Origin of the sequence: Kribbella sp. NPDC051137 (assembly GCF_040682535.1) — a bacterium.
GTDB lineage: Bacteria > Actinomycetota > Actinomycetes > Propionibacteriales > Kribbellaceae > Kribbella > Kribbella karoonensis.
The window spans coordinates 744117-764553 of sequence record NZ_JBFBBI010000005.1 but is presented as its reverse complement, the minus strand read 5'-3'; the positions used below and the strand labels follow the sequence as shown (position 1 = coordinate 764553).

At 70.3% G+C, this 20437-nt stretch carries 24 protein-coding genes and 1 tRNA gene; 18 read left to right on the top strand and 7 right to left on the bottom strand.

Annotation, left to right across the window (positions count from 1 at the left end):
- Nucleotide 1: 1 nt before the first annotated feature.
- Nucleotides 2-643, bottom strand: coding sequence for a uracil phosphoribosyltransferase (gene upp / locus AB0M51_RS29675; protein WP_344189191.1), 642 nt, complete (start codon nt 641-643; stop codon nt 2-4).
- A 104-nt stretch (nt 644-747) separates the two neighbouring features.
- On the opposite strand from upp, the gene AB0M51_RS29670 reads away from it, so the two are divergent.
- The 5 genes from AB0M51_RS29670 to AB0M51_RS29650 all read left to right on the top strand — a co-directional run bounded on the left by AB0M51_RS29670 (nt 748) and on the right by AB0M51_RS29650 (nt 3708).
- Nucleotides 748-909, top strand: a complete 162-nt coding sequence (locus tag AB0M51_RS29670; RefSeq protein WP_344189193.1) for a hypothetical protein — start codon at nt 748-750, stop codon at nt 907-909.
- 132 nt (nt 910-1041) lie between these two features.
- On the top strand, nt 1042-1524 hold the full coding sequence (locus tag AB0M51_RS29665) for a tRNA adenosine deaminase-associated protein (protein WP_344189196.1): 483 nt from the start codon (nt 1042-1044) through the stop codon (nt 1522-1524).
- Nucleotides 1525-1555: 31 nt separating this feature from the next.
- A complete protein-coding gene (locus AB0M51_RS29660; protein ID WP_344189600.1) occupies nt 1556-1984 on the top strand; it encodes a nucleoside deaminase in 429 nt (142 codons plus the stop codon).
- 13 nt (nt 1985-1997) lie between these two features.
- Nucleotides 1998-2088, top strand: a tRNA-Ser gene (locus AB0M51_RS29655).
- 108 nt (nt 2089-2196) lie between these two features.
- Nucleotides 2197-3708, top strand: coding sequence for a potassium/proton antiporter (locus AB0M51_RS29650; RefSeq protein ID WP_344189198.1), 1512 nt, complete (start codon nt 2197-2199; stop codon nt 3706-3708).
- Nucleotides 3709-3715: 7 nt separating this feature from the next.
- Here the strand turns inward: AB0M51_RS29650 and AB0M51_RS29645 are convergent, their stop codons facing one another.
- Both AB0M51_RS29645 and AB0M51_RS29640 read right to left on the bottom strand, forming a co-directional pair.
- Nucleotides 3716-4279: a LytR C-terminal domain-containing protein gene (locus AB0M51_RS29645; RefSeq protein WP_344189200.1), complete on the bottom strand. Its 564-nt coding sequence runs from the start codon at nt 4277-4279 to the stop codon at nt 3716-3718.
- Between the two features lie 32 nt (nt 4280-4311).
- Nucleotides 4312-4605 (bottom strand): type II toxin-antitoxin system VapB family antitoxin, encoded by a 294-nt coding sequence (locus AB0M51_RS29640; RefSeq protein WP_209697067.1) that lies wholly within the window; start codon nt 4603-4605, stop codon nt 4312-4314.
- Between the two features lie 158 nt (nt 4606-4763).
- Between AB0M51_RS29640 and AB0M51_RS29635 the strand changes: the two genes are divergently transcribed.
- The 5 genes from AB0M51_RS29635 (at nt 4764) to AB0M51_RS29615 (ending at nt 10138) form a co-directional block, all read left to right on the top strand.
- Nucleotides 4764-6302, top strand: coding sequence for a helicase HerA-like domain-containing protein (locus AB0M51_RS29635; protein WP_344189204.1), 1539 nt, complete (start codon nt 4764-4766; stop codon nt 6300-6302).
- A 98-nt stretch (nt 6303-6400) separates the two neighbouring features.
- Nucleotides 6401-7723 carry a GGDEF domain-containing protein gene (locus AB0M51_RS29630; RefSeq protein WP_344189206.1) on the top strand — a complete coding sequence of 441 codons (1323 nt, stop codon included), beginning with the start codon at nt 6401-6403 and terminating at the stop codon, nt 7721-7723.
- 21 nt (nt 7724-7744) lie between these two features.
- On the top strand, nt 7745-8269 hold the full coding sequence (locus tag AB0M51_RS29625) for a SigE family RNA polymerase sigma factor (RefSeq protein ID WP_344189208.1): 525 nt from the start codon (nt 7745-7747) through the stop codon (nt 8267-8269).
- A 307-nt stretch (nt 8270-8576) separates the two neighbouring features.
- A complete protein-coding gene (locus tag AB0M51_RS29620) occupies nt 8577-9131 on the top strand; it encodes a hypothetical protein (RefSeq protein ID WP_344189210.1) in 555 nt (184 codons plus the stop codon).
- A 140-nt stretch (nt 9132-9271) separates the two neighbouring features.
- Nucleotides 9272-10138, top strand: a complete 867-nt coding sequence (locus AB0M51_RS29615; protein WP_344189212.1) for a hypothetical protein — start codon at nt 9272-9274, stop codon at nt 10136-10138.
- A gap of 279 nt (nt 10139-10417) precedes the next feature.
- Here AB0M51_RS29615 and AB0M51_RS29610 read toward each other — a convergent pair whose 3' ends face one another.
- On the bottom strand, nt 10418-11626 hold the full coding sequence (locus AB0M51_RS29610; RefSeq protein ID WP_344189214.1) for a hypothetical protein: 1209 nt from the start codon (nt 11624-11626) through the stop codon (nt 10418-10420).
- A gap of 168 nt (nt 11627-11794) precedes the next feature.
- Here AB0M51_RS29610 and AB0M51_RS29605 point away from each other — a divergent pair, with 168 nt between their 5' ends.
- Together AB0M51_RS29605 and AB0M51_RS29600 are read left to right on the top strand one after the other, a co-directional pair.
- Complete coding sequence (locus AB0M51_RS29605; protein WP_344189216.1) at nt 11795-12310, top strand: SigE family RNA polymerase sigma factor; 516 nt, start codon at nt 11795-11797, stop codon at nt 12308-12310.
- A complete protein-coding gene (locus AB0M51_RS29600; RefSeq protein WP_344189218.1) occupies nt 12310-13347 on the top strand; it encodes a hypothetical protein in 1038 nt (345 codons plus the stop codon). The genes AB0M51_RS29605 and AB0M51_RS29600 overlap by 1 nt, the downstream gene beginning before the upstream one ends.
- Nucleotides 13348-13385: 38 nt before the next feature.
- Here AB0M51_RS29600 and AB0M51_RS29595 read toward each other — a convergent pair whose 3' ends face one another.
- Together AB0M51_RS29595 and AB0M51_RS29590 are read right to left on the bottom strand one after the other, a co-directional pair.
- On the bottom strand, nt 13386-13889 hold the full coding sequence (locus tag AB0M51_RS29595) for a DinB family protein (RefSeq protein WP_344189220.1): 504 nt from the start codon (nt 13887-13889) through the stop codon (nt 13386-13388).
- Nucleotides 13886-14680, bottom strand: coding sequence for a helix-turn-helix transcriptional regulator (locus tag AB0M51_RS29590; RefSeq protein ID WP_344189222.1), 795 nt, complete (start codon nt 14678-14680; stop codon nt 13886-13888). The genes AB0M51_RS29595 and AB0M51_RS29590 overlap by 4 nt, the downstream gene beginning before the upstream one ends.
- Before the next feature lie 116 nt (nt 14681-14796).
- On the opposite strand from AB0M51_RS29590, the gene AB0M51_RS29585 reads away from it, so the two are divergent.
- The 3 genes from AB0M51_RS29585 to AB0M51_RS29575 all read left to right on the top strand — a co-directional run bounded on the left by AB0M51_RS29585 (nt 14797) and on the right by AB0M51_RS29575 (nt 17429).
- A complete protein-coding gene (locus AB0M51_RS29585) occupies nt 14797-15159 on the top strand; it encodes a nuclear transport factor 2 family protein (RefSeq protein ID WP_363751396.1) in 363 nt (120 codons plus the stop codon).
- Nucleotides 15160-15231: 72 nt separating this feature from the next.
- Complete coding sequence (locus AB0M51_RS29580) at nt 15232-16650, top strand: alpha/beta hydrolase (RefSeq protein ID WP_363751394.1); 1419 nt, start codon at nt 15232-15234, stop codon at nt 16648-16650.
- Between the two features lie 41 nt (nt 16651-16691).
- Entirely contained in the window at nt 16692-17429 is a 738-nt protein-coding gene (locus AB0M51_RS29575; protein WP_363751392.1) for a phytanoyl-CoA dioxygenase family protein, read from the top strand.
- Here AB0M51_RS29575 and AB0M51_RS29570 read toward each other — a convergent pair.
- Nucleotides 17410-18267 (bottom strand): aminoglycoside phosphotransferase family protein, encoded by an 858-nt coding sequence (locus AB0M51_RS29570; protein ID WP_363751390.1) that lies wholly within the window; start codon nt 18265-18267, stop codon nt 17410-17412. The genes AB0M51_RS29575 and AB0M51_RS29570 overlap by 20 nt on opposite strands.
- 88 nt (nt 18268-18355) lie before the next feature.
- Between AB0M51_RS29570 and AB0M51_RS29565 the strand changes: the two genes are divergently transcribed.
- From AB0M51_RS29565 to AB0M51_RS29555, 3 genes are all read left to right on the top strand, one after another.
- Nucleotides 18356-19147 carry a methyltransferase domain-containing protein gene (locus AB0M51_RS29565; protein WP_344189228.1) on the top strand — a complete coding sequence of 264 codons (792 nt, stop codon included), beginning with the start codon at nt 18356-18358 and terminating at the stop codon, nt 19145-19147.
- A 300-nt stretch (nt 19148-19447) separates the two neighbouring features.
- On the top strand, nt 19448-19576 hold the full coding sequence (locus AB0M51_RS29560) for a hypothetical protein (protein WP_363751387.1): 129 nt from the start codon (nt 19448-19450) through the stop codon (nt 19574-19576).
- Nucleotides 19569-20321, top strand: coding sequence for a hypothetical protein (locus AB0M51_RS29555; protein WP_344189232.1), 753 nt, complete (start codon nt 19569-19571; stop codon nt 20319-20321). Before AB0M51_RS29560 ends, AB0M51_RS29555 begins: the two co-directional genes overlap by 8 nt.
- Nucleotides 20322-20437 lie beyond the last annotated feature (116 nt).

Here is a 20437-nt window from a genome sequence, read left to right as displayed (position 1 = left end):
CCTACTGGGCGACGCCGTACAGGCGGTCGCCGGCGTCGCCGAGGCCGGGGACGATGTAGCCCCTGTCGTTCAGGTGCGAGTCCATGCCGGCGATCACCAGGTTGCACGGTACGCCGAGGCCGGTCAGCTCGCGTTCGACCCGCTCGACGCCTTCCGGGGCGGCGAGCAGGCAGATGGCGGTGATGTGGTCGGCGCCGCGGTCGACCAGGAACTGGATGGCCGCGGCCAGCGTGCCGCCGGTGGCGAGCATCGGGTCCAGGACGTAGCACTGGCGGCCGGACAGGTCCTCGGGCAGGCGTTCGGCGTACGTCGACGCGGTCAGGGTCTCCTCGTTGCGCACCATGCCGAGGAACCCGACCTCGGCCGTCGGCAGCAGCCGGGTCATGCCCTCGAGCATGCCGAGACCGGCGCGCAGGATCGGCACCACGAGCGGCTTCGGGGCGGCGAGCTTCACGCCCTGCGCCTCCGCGACCGGCGTCCGGACGGTGACCGGACCGGTGCGCACGTCCCGGGTCGCCTCGTAGGCGAGCAGCGTGACGAGTTCCTCGGTCAGCCGGCGGAACGTGGGTGAGTCCGTCTGTTCGTCGCGCAGCGCGGTGAGCTTGTGGGCGACGAGCGGGTGGTCCACGACGAGGATCTGCATAAGGCCGAACGGTACCGTCGGCGATTCGGAGCGGGGAAGCGCGCCCGCTGTCACACTGGAAACTGCATTGGATTCTGCCCTGTCGCCCTCCAGGGAGTGAGCCGATGACCGACAAGTCGCCCGAGCAGCTCGACCGCCTTCGGCGCCGTGCGGCGTTCCTCCGCGAGCGCGAGGAGGCCCGGGCCCTCCGCGACCGGATCGCCCCCCGCCGAGCCCGCGCCCGCCAACTCCGCGAAGCCATGCGCTGGGCGACCTACCACCACTGAGCGGATCGCCAGGCCGTCACAATCCGCACGGCCGGGCCGCTCCCCGGCGGGAGCGGGCCGAAGAGACGCAATTGTGATGGCCTGGACATCCGCAACCCCCCACAACCCCCGCGACTCTGCGACCATGAGTTCGTGTCTGATACGGCTACGGACCTCGACTTCGCGGTCGCTGCCTACACCGAGGACGGGCATTGGACCGTCACTCCGCTGGTTCTGCGTGGTGAGCCGGACCTGGCCACGCTGGTTTCGGCGCTCCGCCGGTTCCCCGGTGACGGAGGGGTGCTCGGGCTGGCTTCGGTGGACGAGGACTTCTTCGTCCTGGTCCGGGTCCAGGGCGGGCGGGCCCGGCTGCTGATCTCCGACGTCACGGCCGCGACCGAGTGGCCGCTGGCCCGGCAGATCGTCGACGAGCTGGACATCCCGCTGGCCGATGACGACGACGAGCAGGTTCCGGCCGGCGACCTGGCGATCGTCGCCGACCTCGGGATGACCGCGATGGACCTCGGCGCGCTCTGCGACGACGTCGACCTCTACCCGGAGGAGATGCTCGAGGAGATCGCCGAGGAGCTCGGGTTCGGCAGCCAGTTCCACGACGCGGTCGAGGCCGTTGGCTAGCCCGCTGCTGCGCCGGGAGTGGTCGCGGTTGATGGCGCTCGCTCTCGAGGAGGGCGAGCGGGCGCTGCCCGACGTACCGATCGGTGCGCTGGTGGTGGCCGAGGACGGCGAGATCATCGGGCGCGGGCACAACGAGCGCGAGGCGACCGGCGACCCGACGGCGCACGCCGAGGTGCTGGCGATCCGTGAAGCCGCCAAGCACGTCGGCGAGTGGCGGCTGACCGGCTGCACGCTGGTGGTCACGCTGGAGCCCTGCACGATGTGCGCCGGAGCGATCGTGCTGTCCCGGCTGGAGCGGCTGGTCTTCGCGGCGTACGACGAGAAGGCCGGTGCGGTGGGGTCGTTGTGGGACGTCGTACGGGACCGGCGGCTGAACCACCGGCCCGAGGTGGTGGGCGGTGTGATGGCCGACGTGGCGGGTGCCCGGCTACGCGATTTCTTCATCGGCCACAGACCTTGATATTGTCCTCGGCGGTGGCGTGTCCGAGCGGCCGAAGGAGCGCGCCTCGAAAGCGCGTGACGGGCAACCCCCGTCCGAGGGTTCAAATCCCTCCGCCACCGCCAACCGCCTTCGGGCGGCAGATAGCCGGAGACCCTGATGCTGTGTGATGCGTCAGGGTTTTCGTCTCTCTGGACCTGACTCGGGACCCGACGCTCGACGAGAGGCCCCCAATGGACGTAGCTGAGCTCGACCGGATCCTTCTCGGGAGCGCGGCTGTCCTCCTGGTGGCCGTGGTCGCGGTTCGGCTGTCCGCCCGGATCGGGCTCCCGTCGCTGCTGATCTACCTCGGTATGGGCCTGCTGCTGGGCGAGTCCGGGCCGGGGCACATCCACTTCGAGAACGCCCAGCTCGCGCACGCGCTCGGCTTCGCGGCGCTGGTCGTGATCCTCACCGAGGGCGGCCTGACCACCCGGTGGAACGAAGTACGGCCGGTGATGCCGCTCGGGCTGGTGCTGGCGACGGTCGGGGTCGCGGTCAGCGTGGCGGTGGTCGCCGGCGTCGCGCACTTCGTCCTCGGGCTGAGCTGGCAGCTGTCCGTGCTGCTCGGTGCGGTGACGTCGCCGACGGACGCGGCGGCCGTGTTCTCGGTGCTGCGACGGGTGCCGATCCGGCCGCGGCTGCGCGGGGCGCTGGAGGCGGAGTCCGGGCTGAACGACGCCCCGACCGTGCTGCTGGTGACGCTCGTCAGCACCGGCGAGGTCGGTGAGAAGGGCCTGCTGGCGTTCTCCGGCCTCGTTCTGTACGAGCTGGTGGTGGGAGCGCTCTTCGGGCTGGCGATCGGCTGGGTGAGCGTCCGTCTGATCCGGCGGATGGCGCTCGGCTCGGCCGGGCTGTACCCGGTCGCGGTGCTCGCGGTGGCGTTCATCTCGTACGCCGGGGGCTCCGTGTTGCTGCACGTGTCCGGATTCGCCGCGGTGTACGTGACGTCGCTGGTGCTCGGGCGCGCGGAGCTGCCGCACCGGATGGCGACCCGGTCGTTCGTCGACGGGATCGCCTGGCTGGCGCAGATCGGGCTGTTCGTGATGCTCGGGCTGCTCGCGTCACCAGGCCAGTTCAAGCTGAACGACGTACTGCTGGCGCTCGTGATCGGGGTCGCGGTGACGGTCGTCGGCCGGTTCGCGTCGGTGGCGATCTCGGCGGCACCGTTCCGGCTGCCGTGGGCGGAGCGGACGTTCATCTCCTGGGCGGGGCTGCGCGGCGCCGTACCGATCGTGCTGGCGACGATCCCGCTCTCCGAGGGAGTGCCGCACGCGGACCGCATCTTCAACGTGGTGTTCGTGCTGGTGCTGCTGTTCACGCTGCTCCAGGGGCCGTCGCTGCCGTGGCTCGCCAAGCGGCTGAACGTCCTCGACGAGAACGCGGCCCACGAGGTCGACATCGACGTGGCGCCGCTGGAGTCACTCGGCGCGGACATGCTGCAGGTCTACGTCCCGAGCGAGTCGCGGCTCGCCGGTGTCGAGATCGGCGAACTACGGCTGCCGCCGGGCGTGTCGGTCTCGCTGGTGATCCGCGCCGACCAGGCCTTCGTCCCGGACCGCCGTACTGTGCTCCGGGCCGGGGACTCGCTACTGATCGTCACCCCCAGCCCGGTCCGCGAACAGGCCGTACGCCGCCTCCGCGCCGTCTCCCGGGCCGGCCGCCTGGCCGGCTGGTTCGGCGAACGCGGCCGCGAGCAGCACTGACTAGGACCTAGTTCGGGTTCTGTCCCGAGGGGATCGGCTGCGGGGTGCGGACGACCGGGAGGCAGACCGTCGTACCGGCCTTGACGGCGACCGACGGGATGCCCTTGAGCTTCACCGAGCCGAAGCCGGCGCCGATCACCAGGTCGACGGTGTGGTCGGTGCGGCCGTCGCCGATCATCTCGGCCTTCTGGTTCAGCTGACCCGCGACCAGCAGCATCTCGGGCGCTGTCGCGCTGGCACCGCGGAGCGCCACCACCTGGGTCTTGTCGCCCTTCGGCTCGTTCGCGATCTTGTCGATGTTGAACCCGCGCTTCTTCAGCACGTCCGCGACCCGGCCGGCCGAGCCCGCGCGGGCGCCGCCGTTGTAGACGTTCAGCACGACCTGCTTGGGCAGGAGCCGGTTGTTGGTGAGCTTCTGCTCGGTGCAGGTCGGGTCGGCGCTGGAGCTCATCAGCGACTTCCAGCCCCACCAGCCGCCACCGGCCAGTATCCCGAGCAGGATCACCATCGTGATCGGCGTACGCCACCGGATCCGCGAGTGCGGTCTCGGTTGCGGATGGATCGCTGTCATTTGCTCCACCCCCCGTGAGCGGCAGCCATAGGTCAGTCCACTACCAGTACCCGTGCGTGAAGGACCTGACGCTGCTGCAGCGCGGCACGCAGTGCGCGGTGCAGGCCGTCCTCGAGGTACATGTCGCCCTTCCACTCCACGACATGCGCGAACAGGTCGCCGTAGAAGGTCGAGTCCTCGTCAAGCAGCGCGGTCAGGTCCAAGGTGCCCTTGGTCGTGACGAGTTCGTCCAGCCGTACCTGCCGCGGAGGCAGGGCGGACCAGTCCTTGGGCCGCAGCCCGTGGTCCGGGTACGGCCGATCGTCCCCGACGCGCTTGAAGATCACCCCCCGGAGTCTAGCCGGGGATCAGGTCCCACGAGGAGGTCGTGAATGTCACCGGAACAGTCCACAGTGATTTTTCAACCTTTTGGAGGAGTACGGCGTCACCGGAGGGCTAGCATTCGAGCTGGTTATTTCCGTCAACCGGGGAAAGGCACGCTGAGATGGCCGAGAAAGCCGACGTCGTCGAGACCGTCAAGCAGGGGTACGCGTTCGAAGGAGCGGCTCTCGAGCTGGGTGCGCTGCTGGTCGACGGCGAGCCGAAACCGGAGGCGGCGGTCCGTATCCCGCTCGGGATGATGAACCGGCACGGCCTGGTCGCGGGTGCCACCGGTACCGGTAAGACGAAGACCCTCCAGCTGATGGCCGAGCAGCTGTCGGCGGCCGGGGTCGCGGTGTTCGCGGCCGATGTGAAGGGCGACCTGTCGGGTATCTCGCAGCCGGGCGCCGGCGGCGACAAGCTGCTCGCCCGGACGAAGGCGATCGGCCAGCAGTGGACCGCGAGCGGCTTCCCGACCGAGTTCTACGCGCTCGGCGGGCAGGGCACCGGTATCCCGATCCGCGCGACGATCACGTCGTTCGGGCCGGTCCTGCTGTCCAAGGTGCTCGGGCTGAACGACGTCCAGGAGTCGTCGCTCGGGCTGATCTTCCACTACGCCGACAAGGCCGGGCTCACGCTGCTCGACCTGAAGGACCTGCGGTCGGTCATCCAGCACCTCACCTCGGACGAGGGCAAGGAGGACCTGAAGGAGCTCGGCGGGCTGTCCGCGGCCACCGCGGGCGTCATCCTGCGGGCGCTCATCGGCTTCGCCGACCAGGGCGCCGAGGCGTTCTTCGGCGAGCCCGAGTTCGACACCGCGGACCTGCTGCAGCAGCGCGACGGCAAGGGCGTCATCTCGCTGCTCGAGCTGCCGAACCTGCAGGACCGGCCGGCGCTGTTCTCCACCTTCCTGATGTGGCTGCTCGCGGACCTGTTCCACGACCTGCCCGAGGTCGGCGACGTGGACAAGCCGAAGCTGGTGTTCTTCTTCGACGAGGCGCACCTGCTGTTCAACGACGCCTCGAAGGCGTTCCTGGACTCGATCGCGCAGACCGTCCGGCTGATCCGGTCGAAGGGCGTCGGCGTGTTCTTCGTGACCCAGACCCCGAAGGACGTGCCGGACGCGGTGCTCGCGCAGCTCGGCTCTCGCGTGCAGCACCAGCTCCGGGCGCACACCCCGAACGACGCGAAGGCGCTGAAGGCGACCGTGTCGACGTTCCCGAGTTCGGCGTACGACCTGGGCGAGGTGCTCACCCAGCTCGGGATCGGCGAGGCGATCGTGACCGTGATGAACGAGTCCGGCGCGCCGACCCCGGTCGCCTGGACCCGGCTCCGGGCGCCGCAGTCGCTGATGGCGCCGGCGACCGCCGAGCAGCTGACGGCGGCGGTGCAGGCCTCGGCGAACAACGCGAAGTACTCCGCGACCGTGGACCGCGAGTCGGCGTACGAGCTCCTCGCCGCGAAGGTCCAGGCCGGCGCGGCCCAGGCCGAAGCGGAGGAGCAGCAGCAGGAGCAGGCCAAGGAGCCGGCGGCGCCGCGGCCGCAGAAGCACGAGAAGTCGATGGTCGAGCAGGTGATCGGGTCGACCGCCTTCAAACAGTTCGCCCGCTCCGCCGGCAAGGAAATCGTCCGCGGGCTCTTCGGCGCCGCCCGCCGTCGCTGACCTGGGACGCAGTACCGCCGATCGTTCTCAACTCGTCATCCGCAGCCGCGCCGTGAGCGATTGGGCCTGGGCGCCCGGTCGTCGTACCGTGTGAGGTGATGGTTGCACAGAGTAGGCAGGCGATCCGGTCCTGGGCGCTCTGGACCCTGACGGTCCCGGCGTTCCTGCTCGTCGTGCTCGTCGACCTCGGTGCCATCGCTTATGGCGGGCACGAGCTCACCGAGCGCCCCGGCTGGCGCGGGCTGGACGTCGTGTTCGCGCTCACCGTCTCGGCGCTGATCGCCGTCGAGGGCGCCCGCCGGGTGGAGAGCCGACGGCGCCGCGGCGGGGCGCTGCACAAGGACCTCGCCCCGGCCTGGATGATCGCCGCGGCCGTCGTCCTGCATCCGACGCTCGCGATCCTGGTCGTCGTACTGCTCCGGAGCTGGTGGCGGATCCGGGCCGGCAAGTGCATCCCGTACCGCTGGGCCTTCTCGACCGCGGTCTGCGTCCTCGCGGTCGGCGCCGCGCACGCGGTGTTCGTCTCCGCGCGGCAGCTGACCGGCGACAGCGGCCTCGGCCTGGTCGTCGCGATGGCCGCCGGCGCCTTCGCGTACGTCGTCACCGACACCCTGCTCTGCGGCCTGGCGATCTCGCTGATCGTCCCGGGCAGCAACCGCCGGGAGACGGTCGGCGACCTCGACGACCTGTGCACCGACGCGACCGCGGCCACGCTCGGCTGCCTGCTCGCGGCGGCCTGCCTGGTCACCCCGTGGTTCGCGTTCGCCGCGATCCCGATCACGCTGACCGCGCAGCGCGCGCTGCTCCTCGGCCAGTTGGAGACCGAGGCGCAGACCGACCCGAAGACCAGCCTGAGCAGGGTCGACTGGTGGCGGCGCCGCACCGAGCAGATGCTGCGTACCGCGCGGAACCAGCGCGAGCCGATGGCCGTGCTGCTGATCGACATTGACCACTTCAAGCACGTCAACGACCGGCACGGCCACCTGGTCGGCGACGAGGCGCTGCGGGCGGTCGCGACCATCCTGCGCAGCGCGATCCGGGCCAAGGACGTGATCGGCCGGTTCGGCGGCGAGGAGTTCGTGATCGCGCTCCCGGACACCGGCATCGACGAGGCCACCGTGACCGCGGACCGGCTGCGGAACGCGGTCGCCAACAGTCCGCTGGCCGCGATGTGCGCCGGCGTGCTCGATGATCCGGACCTGGACCCGGACACGTTCCAGTTGACCGTGAGCATCGGGGTCGCGGTGTACCCGAACGACGGGTCGACCGTCGACGACCTGCTGCTCCGCGCCGACCGGGCGATGTACGCCGCGAAGGCCGCCGGGCGGAACCGGGTCCGGCTGGCCGCCGACACGGTCCTGTTGCACCAATTCCCGGAACCGGCAGAACCTTTGGCTCCTGCCCAGCGTCCTGTGAGGTGAGGACGGCAGGACGGAGCACGCATGGCGGCAACGGGGAGTCGTGACGACGACTTCACGGCATTCGTGCTGGCCAGATCCGCGCGGTTGGTGCACTTCGCGCGGATGCTCTGCGGCGATGCCGGCCTCGCCGAGGACCTGGTCCAGACCGCGCTCGAGAAGGCGTACCTGCGCTGGGACCGGATCGAGATGGCGGATCCGTTCGGGTACGTCCGGCAGGCCGTGGTCAACCAGCATCTGTCGTGGGTACGCCGGCGCCCGTGGCGGGAACGCCCGAGCGGTGACGCGGCCGAACTCGACCTGTTCCTGGAAGCAGAGGCCGACCCGAGTAGCGGCGTCAACCGCCGGGTCGCCGTCCGCGCCGCCCTCCGGACGCTGAGCCGGCGCGAGCGCGCAGTCGTCGTACTGCGTTACGTCGAAGACCTCACCGAACGCGAAACAGCAGCAGCCCTCGGAGTAGCAGTCGGAACAGTAAAGAGCGCCAACGCCCGTGCCCTCCTCAAACTACGCACAGCCCCAGAACTGAGCGAAGCGGGAGAACGCGCATGACCAACAACCTGCGACCAGGGCGGCATGGGGTGCCGCAAGCGGCGTTCGAGGGATCGGGTATGAGGGGCGGCCTGCGGGGCGGACTGGGCTGGGCGATGCGCGCGGTGAGTGGGAGATCGGGTGTGTGGGGCGGCCTGCGGGGCGGACTGGGGTGGGCGGTGCGCGCCGTGAGTGGGGGATTGGGTGTGGGCGGACTGCGGGGCGGAGTGGCGCAGGTGACGTGCGCGGTGAGCGGACGATCTGGTGTGAGGGGACTCTGGTTGGGGCTGGGTGAGGTGCTGTGGGTGCTGTCGGGAAGGAGGCGGGGATGAGCGACGAGCAGGGGAATGCGGTGGAGGAGGAGCTTCGGGTTGCGTTGGCGCCTGATCATTCGATCGCGCCGCTCGATCCGTCGCGGGTGATCGCGGGCGCGCGGCGGCGGCGAGTCCGCGGCCGGGTGACGGCTGCCGCGGCTGCTTCGGTTGCTGTTGCCGGGGCGGTCGTACTCGGAGGTGTCTTGGGCAACGGCTCACCGCGCGGCGACGTACCGCAGCCCGCCGACCCGCCGTCCACCGTGCCCGCCCACCCGACCACGCCGGCCCCCACGCCCCCACCGATCACGCCGACCCCGACCGTACCGCCCACGGAGCCACCGTCCGTCCGCCCGACCGCGACCCGCACCCGCGCCGTACCGGCAACCCCCACCAACCTCCCGACCCCCACCGGCGCCCGCACCAACAGCCCCACCACCCCCCGCACCAACAGCCCCACCGACGCCCCGACCGCAACCCCCACCGGCACCTCGACCGACCTGCCCAGCATGACCACGCCCCCGGCCCCCACCTCCCGCCACCGCTCCACCCCAACCCGCACCCCGAACTGACCACCCCACGGAACCGCCGGCTCACCCCGGCCAACATCCGGGTGGGATCCTCGAACGACTCGCCCGACGCGCAGAACCATTTCGGTTGCCGTCGGCGTCCTTCAGCCCGACCGAACATCACATAGGTGCGGAGGGCAACAATGAACGAGGTAGGCCGGAACCGGCGTACGACCCGAATCATGCTCGGCGGACTCGCCGCCGCGGCGGTGGTCGGCGTCGCCGTCGCCGGTACGGCGATGGCGCGCAGCGACAACGCCGAGACCGACGCGGTGGTCCAGGGCGGCCCCGTAGCCACCCCAGCCCGCCCAACGACCAGCCCCACCGACGCCACCCCCACCTGCTGGACACCCCGCACCTCAGCAACCCCAACCCGCGCCGCGATCCCCACGCCCACAGTGGCCACCCCAACCCGCGCCGCCACCCCACCGACCTCCCACCCGACCCGCCGACCGGCCACCCGCCCGACCCCGACGGATCCAGCCACCGCGAGCCCGACCCGTCGCGCGGTACCTACTCCGACCGAGCCGCCGACGGTGAGCCCGACGCGCCGCGCAGTACCTACTCCGACCGAGCCGCCCACGGTGAGCCCGCGGCACGCCGGGACCCCGACGCAACCGCCGAGCCTGCGCCCGACGCGCGGAACGGTGCCGACAGCAACAGTCTCGCCGAGTGCCGTGCCGAGCGCCCGCCGGGTCGCGACCCCGACCCTCCCGCCGACCGTCGCACCGACCGCGGTACCAAGCGCGGTCCCGAGCTGCGAGCCGTCTGACACACCGACCGCCTCCCCCTCCGCCCCGCCGACCCGCACCCCCGGTCCGCGCCCGACCCCCACCGACGAACCGACCCGCACCCGAGCCCCCCGCCCCACCCCGACCGAACCGCCGACGGTCGCACCGCCCCGCGCCACCCCCACCGGCCCTCCGACCCGCACCCCGGGCCCGCGCCCAACGCCGACCCGCACCTCCGACCCCACCGACCCGCCCACGGTCTCCCCACGCGGGAAGTAGAAGCCGGGCCGGTCAACCAATCCGCCTACGGTCTCGCCGGGCCAGCCGGCGGATGGGTCGGGGGTCGGCGGCTGGTGGGCCGCCGGTACTCGCCAAGCAAGCAGTCGCACCTCCGCTGGGAGGGCAGCGGGGGTGCGGCTGTCTTGTTGCTGCGGTCGTGGTCCGCGGATCTGCAGGCCATCACAATCGATGGCGCGGAGGGGCGTTACGCGGGGGACGGTGGGTTGGTGGGGATTGTGATGGGCTGGGCGTCCGCCTCGCGGGGCCAGGTGGTGGCGGTCAGCAGGTGCCGAAGGTGCCGGCGTTTACCCAGGCCTTGGCTACATACATGCCGGCGTTCACGCGCAGCCACACATTGCTCGTGCCCTGCGAGCCGGTGACGGACTCCCCGGTTGTCTGGCATTCGACGGTGACCTGCGCGGACTTGCCTGCCATGCCGACGACCGCACCGGTCGAGTTCGGCGCGTTGCGTACGTTCAGGTAGCCGGACGAGATCGACACCGTGCCGCGGCCGCCGTCGCCGGTCCACAGGTAGGTAACGTCGACCCACCCGTTGTCGGCGAGCTTCAGTGCGTCCCAGAACACGCCGTCGGCCAGGTCGATCCCCGCCGGGTTCGCGACCGTACGTCCGAACTGGTCCTTCCCGCCGTTGTACCCGTTCTGGTACGCCGCCTGCGCCTCGGGCTTGCCCTGCGGGAGGTCCGTCCACATCTCACGGGTTGAGCTCGGGTTCCAGTAGTCGTCCTTGGTGTTCCACGGGCCGACGTCCCACACGGGCTCGAACGCACAGCGCGTCGCCGTGCAGACCTTGACGGAGTACGTGCCGGATCCGTTGCCGGACAGCCCGCGCCGTGACGGCAGCGCGACGAAGTGGTCCCGGCTCGCGATCACGTGGCCGTTGGCCGTCGTACCGCCGACCAGGCCCTCGCGGGTGGCGTACACGTGCGACGTCAGCGGAGCGGCCTGGATCGTCATCCGTGGCGCGGCGGCCTTGTCGGTCGGCTGGACGGTCACGTCGCCGACCCACGGCTTCGCGCCGGTCGGCGGTGCCAGCACGATGATGCGGAGCTGCACCTGGTCGGATGCCGCAGGCAATGCGGTCGGCGTACCGGACGCGACCGCGGTCCACTCGGACCACCGGTCGTTCGACCACGCCCGTACGTCGACCTCGGCCGACGAACCGGCGGGTGCGCCGCTCGTGTAGCCGACGATCACCGCGGACGTGGGCGAACCGAAGCGGACCGGGGCCAGCTCGGCCAGGCCGGAGCGCTGCTTGATCTCGGCCGCACCGATCGTGGCGGCCGCGTCGCCGAGGATGATCCGGTTGCCGTCGAGCTTGACGTTGCTCGAGACAGCCGGCCGGGCGGAGACGGCGACCGGTGAGGGCGAGGCCGCGGTACTGGGCGGCGCCAGCGTAAAGGTCGCGGCAAGGATGGCCGCGGCAGCCGCGAGACAGGCTGCGGACGTGCTTCTACGGGTGATACGCATGGGCGGAACCTCCGGGGCGGTGAAGGTGTGTGCTCACCCAATGTGACTCATGAACGTCACTCGTGGCTAGCCCGTCAATAAATTTCTTCCAAGGAGTTGGTGACGAAACAGAACCCGATCGGTCGCTCACCGGGTTTGGACCGGTGTGACAGAGGCTGAGGAGAATCGATGACCCGGACCGCGGACGCCGACTTCGAGCGCTTCGTTCAGGCGCAGTCGACCCCCTTGCTCCGCTTCGCGGAGATGCTGTGCGGCGATCGGCACACCGCCGAGGACCTGGTGCAGCAAGCGTTGATGCGGTCCTACCCGAAGTGGCACCGGCTGGAGGGCGACCCGTTGCGGTACGTCCGCCGGGTGCTGGTGAACCGCTTCCTCAGCCAGGCCCGCCGGCGCTGGAACAACGAAGTACCCAGTGATCCGGTGCTCAACGATTGGGACCAGCGAGCGGTGGCGGACTTCGCCGGGGCGGTCCAGACCAGGGAGGCCGTGCTCTCGGCCCTCCAGGGCCTGACCGTCCGGGAGAGAGCCGTGGTCGCGCTGCGCTACTCGCAGGATCTCTCCGAGGCCGAGACCGCCGAGCTGCTCGGCATGGCACCCGGGACCGTGAAGAGCACGGCTTCCCGCGGGCTGGCCAAGTTGCGTCTGGCACCCGACCTGATCGACAGCGGAGTTGGAGGAAACTGATGAGTGACGAGCAGCGGGTACGCGAAGCTCTCACGTACGACCTGGAGCCCTGGCAGCCGGACACCGCCGACCTGATGCGGCGCGGCAAGCGGCTCACCTGGCTGCGCCGCGGGCTGGCCGCGGCGGGTGTCACCGCGCTCGCCGGAACCGTCGCGACGGTGTCCGCGGCGGTGGGCGGACCGGCCCCGGTGAAGAACCTGCTGGCGGGTGGCGGTAAGCCGCCGGTGCCGGCGGTGGTCCCGACCGACACCCCGAAGGCGCCGACGGTCGATCCGACCTGCCTGCCGCAGCCGCCGCAGAAGCCGCAGTTGCCGAAGGTGACGGTGTCGGTGAACAAGACCGTCGATCCGAACACCCCGCCCTCGGTCCCGGCCAAGCCCACGCTGCCGACCAGCAAGCCGAGCCTGCCGTCGAAGCCGAGCCTGCCGTCGAAGCCGAGCCTGCCGAGCAAGCCGGGCCTCCCGACCGCGACGCCGAGCCTGCCGGGCGGCAAGCCGACCTGGCCGACGACCGAGCCGTCGCTGCCGGGCAAGCCTGGTACGCCGACCCTCCCTGGCAAGCCGTCCCTGCCGGGTACGCCGACCCTGCCGGCCAAGCCCACGCTTCCGACCGCGAAGCCGACGCTGCCGAGCATCCCGTCGACCAAGCCGGCGAAGCCGAACCTGCCCACCAAGCCGTCGCTGCCGCCGAAGCCCACGCTCCCGACCGCGAAGCCGACCACGATTCCGTCGGCCAAGCTCCCGGACTGCGTGCACGGCGTACCGACCGAGAAGCCGTCGCTTCCGGAGCCGACCGTACCGGGCAAGCCAACCGACAAGCCCTCGCTGCCGAAGCCGTCCGCTTCCGTCTCGGCCGGCGTCGAGGTGACCGTCGACCCGGGCAAGCCGTCGATCCCGACCGCCAAACCGACGCTTCCGTCCGCGAAGCCGACGCTGCCGAGCCGGCCGACGATCCCGGCGCCGACCGGACAGCCCAGCTTCCCGACCCCCAGCGTCCCGACGTCGTTCCCTACCGGCCACCCCTCCACCGGCCGGTAGGGCTCCCCGCCACCGGCGGGTAGGCCAACCCTGCAGGCCTACTCGCCGGTGGCCCCGTCAATCAGTTCGCGGGCCACGTCCAAGTGGCCCGCGTGCCGGGCGTATTCCTGGAGAACGTGAAACAGGATCCAGTTCAGCGTCGGCCGGTCGTCGGTCCCGAAACGGCCCCCGGCCGGCGCACGCTCCGCCGGATCCCGGCCGCTCACCACCCGGCGGGTGAACTCCCCGCCCGCGTGCAACTGAGCCAGCAACCCGTCGAGGGTGTCCTCCGGTGCGAGTGTCCAGCGGCCGTCCGGGTCGTCGGCCGAGTCGCCCCACGGATGCTCGACCTGCTCGGCGGTGAATCCCCAGCGCAGCCAGCGCCGCTCCATGTAGACCAGGTGTTTCAGCAGTTCGAGCGGCGTCCAGCCGGATGGCAGCCGGCTGCTCCGCAGGTCGGCCTCGCTCAAACCCGTCAGCTTCGCCGAGATGATCCCGCGGTATTGGTCGAGGTACTGCAGATGCAGCTCGATCGTGTCCGCGACCTCGCGGGCCGGCTTCACGACAGCGCCCGCAGGTACTCGGCGGTCGCGTCGTCGGCCGGATAGAACGACTCGATCATCAGCTCCGACACCGTCACATCCAGCGGCGTGCCGAACGTCGCGATCGTGGTCAGCAAGGACAACTCCCGTCCCTCGTGGGTGAGTTCGAACGGTACGACGACATCGGTCGGACCGGGTGCCGCCGGCCGGTCGTGGACGGCGTACCCGCGGAGTTCGTCGTACAGGTCCTGCAACTCGGGATCCGCCGTACTGGCGACCTGGCGTTGCAGGCCAGTGAGGGCCGCGGCGCGGACGTCGGCGATGTTGCCGATCCGCCGGGCCAGGCCGTCCGGGTGCAGGGTCAGCCGGAGCGCGTTGATCGGTGCCTGCAGCAACTTCTCGTCGACGCCCGCGGTGAAGATCGCGATCCCGGCGTTCGCCTCGACGATGTTCCACCAGCGGTCGACGACGAGCGCCGGATACGGCTCGTGGGCCTGTAGCAGGCGGCGCAGCGTCGTACGGATCGCGAGCATCGCGGGCGAGTGCAGCGACGCCTCGCTGTAGATCGGCGCGAACCCGCCGGCCAGGAGCAACTGGTTGCGGTCCCGCAGCGGTACGTCGAGGTGCTCGGCGAGTCGCAGCACCATGTCACGACTGGGCTTCGACCGCCCGGTCTCGACGAAGCTGACGTGCCGCGTGGACACGTCGACCCGGTTCGCCAGCTCGAGCTGACTGAGCCGCCGGCGCTCCCGCCAGCCGCGCAGAAGCTGACCCACCGGGCGCTGGAAGGTCTCCTCGATCGTCGCTGCCATAGCTCTGACGTTATCGGGTCGCGTAGACACTTCCATTACCTGTGAGGTCATCGACGGTACGCCGGGCGCGGCGGCAAGGTTCTGGTCAGCAGAACCCGATCGAGGAGGAGAACACCATGAACGCCAAGGATCTCGCCGACCAGTACTTCACGATGTGGAACGCCGCCGACGCGGACCGCCGGGCCGAGCTGATCGCGGCCGCCTGGACCGCGGACGCCACCTTCCAGGACCCGAGCTTCGAGACCACCGGTCACGACGAGCTGAACAAGCTGGTCGGCGCCGCGCAGCACATGTTCCCGGGGCTGAGCTTCGTCCGGATCGGCGACATCGACGAGCACCATAACTACCTGCGCTGGACCTGGCACCTGAAGGCCGAGGGGCAGGAGCCGGTGGCGGGCGGTACCGACATCGTCGTCCTGGACCCCGACGGCAAGATCCGGAAGCTGATCGGCTTCCACGACTTCGCGCCGGCGCACTGATACCGGGGGATGACGCCGTACTAGCCGAACGGTTGATGTGATCAGCGTGACCCGGCGCATAGGTTGGCGGGCATGTGGAGATCGTTGACAGCGGCATCGATTGCGGGCGCCGTGGTGTTCGCCGTCGTACCGGCAGGTACGGCGGCGGCCGCGGAATCCCTGTCCTGGAAGGAATGTAAGCCCGGTGCGGTCGAGCAGTGCGCGACGCTGACCGTGCCGTTGGACTGGTCGAGACCGTCCGGTCCTACCATGAAGGTCTTCGTCGCCAAGGTGCCGGCGAAGGACCAGAAACACAAGCTCGGTGCGCTGTTCTTCAACCCAGGTGGGCCGGGTGGGGCCGGCGGGTCGATCTTCGCGGCAGGGCTGGCGGATGCGGTGCTGCCGCAGTTCCGGGACCGGTACGACCTGGTCAGTTTCGATCCGCGAGGGACTGGGAGCAGTAGTCAGCTCGACTGCGGCCCGGTGCTGCGCCGCGGCGTACCGGTGTTCCCGAAGTCCAAGGCGCAGTACGACGCTCTCGTGGCGTCGAGCCGGGCGGCGGGTGAGCAGTGCCTGAAGCAGCACGGCGACCTGATGCGGAACCTGGACACCCGGACGGTCGCGCACGACATGGACGCGATCCGCGCGGCGCTCGGCGAGTCGAAGTTCAACTACATCGGGCTGTCGTACGGGTCGTACCTGGGCACGCTGTACGCGCAGCAGTTCCCGCAACGGGTCGGCCGGATGGTGCTCGACGGGATCGTCGACCACAAGCAGGACCCGGCGAAGTTCATGCTCGACGAGGCGAAGGTGATGGAGAACGGCTTCAACCGGTTCGCTGCCTGGTGCACGAAGGACACGTCCTGTGCGCTGCACGGGCAGAACGTCGGCGCAGTCTGGGACCGGACCGTCGCGAAGGCTGACAAGGCCCCGCTGCCCAGCCCGAGAGGCCCGGTGAACGGCGACGTCCTCCGGATGGCGCTGCCGAGTTTGTTGCCTTTGACCTCAATGGTGTCGGACAACTGGCCGGCGCTCGCGACCGCGCTCGCGAAGGCGGTGAAGGGCGACGGCACCGACTTCGCGAACATCAGCTACGTAGGCGATCCGGAGACGGCGTACGCCGCGGTGTCCTGCATGGACCTGCCGGGTGAGCTACGTGGGTACGCCGATGCGCGGGCGCGGCTCGCACTGGCGAAGGCGGTCGCGCCGCGGGTCGGTGCGGCGGTCGAGGGATGGGCGATCACGGCCGCCTGTGCAGGCTGGCCGATCCCGCCGAGCAACCCGTGGCAGGCGACGCCGGTGCACGGCGCGCCGCCGATCCTGATCACGTCGACGCTGCACGACCCTTCGACACCGGTCGTCAACGCCCGCAGCCTGGCGCGGCAGATCGACAACAGCCGGCTGCTCACCGCCGACACGTTCGGGCACACAGCGTACTTCAACTCGGCCTGCGCGCGGGACCGGATCACCGACTACCTCCTGGAGGGCAAGCTGCCTGTGCACAACTGTTAACTGGGTGGCAGGCCTCGTGGCATGAGCGCACGATGGACCGCATGCTCACCACCGAGGAGCTGGAAATCTTCGAGCGGGACGGGATCGTGAAGATCCCGTCCGCGTTCTCCGCCGACGAGGCTGCTGGGATGCGCGACGTGCTGTGGCGCGAGCTCTCCGAGCGGCACGGGATGGAGCGGGACGACCCTACGACGTGGACGGTGTTGCGGCCGACCGGTCTGAAGACGACCAAGTTCGACCGCCGGGCGCACGCGATCCTCGGGCCGCGGGTGCGGTCCGCGCTCGACGGTCTGCTCGGTGAATGGCTGGAGCCGAAGCACCAGGGACAGGTGCTGGTCACGATGCCGGAGGGCGTGCCGTGGGCGGTGCCGCATCGGCAATGGCACACGGACGTTGGCTTCGAGGAGCCGTTGCACGCGGTGAAGATCTGGGCGTTCTACGACTCGGTCGGTCCAGGAGGCGGTGGTACGCCGCAGGTCGCGGGCTCGCACCGGGTGTTCGAGCGGTTCCTGACCACGACCGGCGAGCGCGAGTTCAAGGCGGTGCGTGATCAGCTGCTGCGGTCCGATCCGTGGTTCCGGAACCTCACGTCCGAGCAGCGTACGGTCGACCCGATGGAGCCGGTCGACCTCGACGGTCTGCCGGTGCGGGTCGTCGAGCTGACCGGTCAGGCGGGGGACGTGTACCTGACGCATCCGTGGATCCTGCACTCGATCGCGCCGAACGCGGCCGACATACCGCGGATGATGCGCAGCCGTTTCATCTACCAAGCGCGCTGACCAACCGCGCACAGCGCACCGGGTCCTCGGTCAGGCCCACGTCCAGCCCGTACAACCAGTAGTCGACGGTCCGCCACAGCACCCAGTCACGCGCCCGGTCCCGGTCGAGCGCGGCCTCGGTGACGGCGATGTCGAAGTACCGGACGATGTCGTCCATCTTGTCGAGGTCCCACCACAGCACCCGGCCGAGGTCGTACTCGATGTCCCCGCGGAACAGCACCGGGTCGACGGTCAGCCACTGCTCCCGGTGCCCGGCGAGCACCTGACCGGAATGGAAGTCGCCGTTGACCGCGAGCGTCGAGGTGGTCTCGGACGGGGCGACGGCGAGCGCCTCACGCAGGATCGCGGCGTCGAACGGGCGGCCGAGGCGTTCCCACTGCGGCTCCAGTTCGGCCGATCGCGTCGTGACGATGTCCGCGGTCGAGCGCGCGTCCTCCGGCGCGGGGACAGCGAGCCGGCGCATCAGTTGCCCGAGTACGGCGACGGCCTCGTCGATCGGGCGGGTCGTCAACGGCGTGGACAACCGCTCCAGCAGCATCGCGCCGGCCTCGACGTCCGCGTCGTGTAGTTGGGCCATGCCCCGACCTGCCCACCAGTTCAGCGCCCAGACCTGCTCCGCGACCTCGGAACCCGGCGGCGACATCCGCAGCACGAACTCGTCCGCACCTCGGCTGACCGGGACGACGAGCGCGTTCGACCCGTGTGCAACCGCTCCCACGACGCTCAGATCCCACTCGCGACACTGCCGCTCGACCGCCGCCGGCAGCCCCCGCAACCACTCGCCGCCCTCCGTCCACCACCGCGGCATCGCCAAGAACGACTCCGGCAAACTGATCATCACGTCAACGTATCGGGGCATCTCGGGGCATTTCATCTGATTTCGATCTGCCCTCCCCGGCGGCGGGATCGGGGATCATGATGTGGGGATGGTTGACGTTGACGGGTTGAAGTTCGACGCGCAGGTGTCGCGGCGGATCGAGGCGGTGTACACGACGCCGGACGTGGTCGAGCAGCGGCAGGCGGTGCGGGCGGCGCTGGCGTTGCGGCCGGGTGACCGGGTGCTGGACATCGGCGTCGGGCCGGGGCTGCTGGCCGCGGAGATGGCCGGTGAGGTCGGGCCCGACGGGCGGATCTGCGGGATCGACATCAGCGACAGCATGCTGGCGATCGCGCGCACCCGCGCCGACGTACCGGGCGGACCCGGGATCGAGCTCGAGCAGGCGTCGGTGGACCGGATCCCGTATCCGGCGGAGAGCTTCGACGTGGTGGTCTCCACCCAGGTCTTCGAGTACGTCGAGGACGTGGCCGGCGCGCTCCGCGAGGTACGGCGGGTGCTGCGGCCGGCAGGTCGCGTCGTACTGCTGGACACCGACTGGGGTTCGGTGGTCTGGCGGTCGAACGACGACACACGAATGGCGCGGGTGCTGACCGCGTTCGAGGACCACCTGGCGGATCCGCACCTGCCGCGGACGTTGGCCGACGTACTGGTGAAGACCGGATTCACGCCGACGCACCAGCAGGTCGTCCCGATTCTGAACACCGGGTACGACGAGCGCACGTTCAGTGCCGGGCTGATCGACATCGTGTCGGACTTCGTCCCCGGGCACGGCGACGTGACGGCCGAGGAGACCGCCGCCTGGGCGGACGACCTGCGCGGCCTCGGCGACAGTTACTTCTTCAGCCTCAACCGGTATCTGTTCGTCGCGTCGGCGCTCTGAGACTCACCGGTCTCGGCGGGTGCATCCTGGGAGTGACACACCCGCCGGGCCGGTCGTTCTCCCGCCCCTCAGTGGGAGAACTCGCGGCTCGGTGACCACCACCCATGCCCGAATGGCAATGACCGAACCGCGGGACCACTTACTGGTACCCCAGATTCCGGCCCGACACACCTTCCGGCACGCTGGACGGCCGGAAAACTTCACATTCCTCAAACCTTCGGGGGTCCCTGACCCGGCATCGGCCTACGCTGTACGCCGATTTCGCCGCACCGGGGGTCGGTGCGCGGGGGAGGATCCGCCATGCCGCAAGTGTTCGACGACGAGCTGACCGAGGACCAGCTGGACGAACTGGAGGCGCGCGGCGCGGCCGACGACGCCGACCTCCTGCTCGGGTCCGAACTGCCCGGGTCCGGAGAAATAGATGCCTGAGGCAAGGATCAGCTGGCGCGGGTTCACCGTGAACAAGCGCACCGTGGCGATGGTCGAGGCCGCCGAGCGGCTGTACCACTCGAAGTTCGCGATCCTGCAGGGCTCCTACAACAAGGGCGGCGTCGAGGCGTCCGCCGGCACCCACGACGGCGGCGGCGCGGTCGACGTCGACGTACGGACGAAGAGCGCCGCGCAGCGGGTCGCGGTGGTGAAGGCGCTCCGCGAGGTCGGGTTCGCCGCCTGGCTGCGGACGCCGGCGCAGGGCAACTGGCCGTACCACGTGCACGCGATCGCGGTCGGGGACAAGGACCTGTCCCGGGGCGCTGCCGTGCAGGTGGCGGAGTACCACCGGAAGCTGAACGGGCTGGCGAACCGCGGGAAGGACGACGGGCCGCCCGGGTACTACGGGATGACCTGGGAGCTGTACCTGAAGGCACACCCGCCGAAGCAGCCGGTCCCGGACTCGACGATCTCGCTGGCCGCGATGGCGTACGCGCGGACGCACGACGCGATGACCGGGGTGTGGGGCGCGGACCGGGCGCGGGTGATCGCCTGGGCGGCGCATCCGCGGGTCGGGGCGATCACCAAGGCGGAGACGGTGCCGGCGGCGGGAGTCCCGTGGCACCTGCACTTCCAGCGGGTGATCCGAAAGGTGCAGCTGCACTTCAAGCTCGAGGTCACCGGCATCTTCAACACCGCCGTAGCCGACCAGATGAAGCGCTACGGCTACAAGATAGTCGCGTAACCCCACACCAAGGCCCGCCCCCTCACATCCCGTTCCCACGCGAACGACAAGGCCCCACTCCCTCACATCTCGTTCTCCACGCGAACGACAAGGCCCCACTCCCTCACATCTCGTTC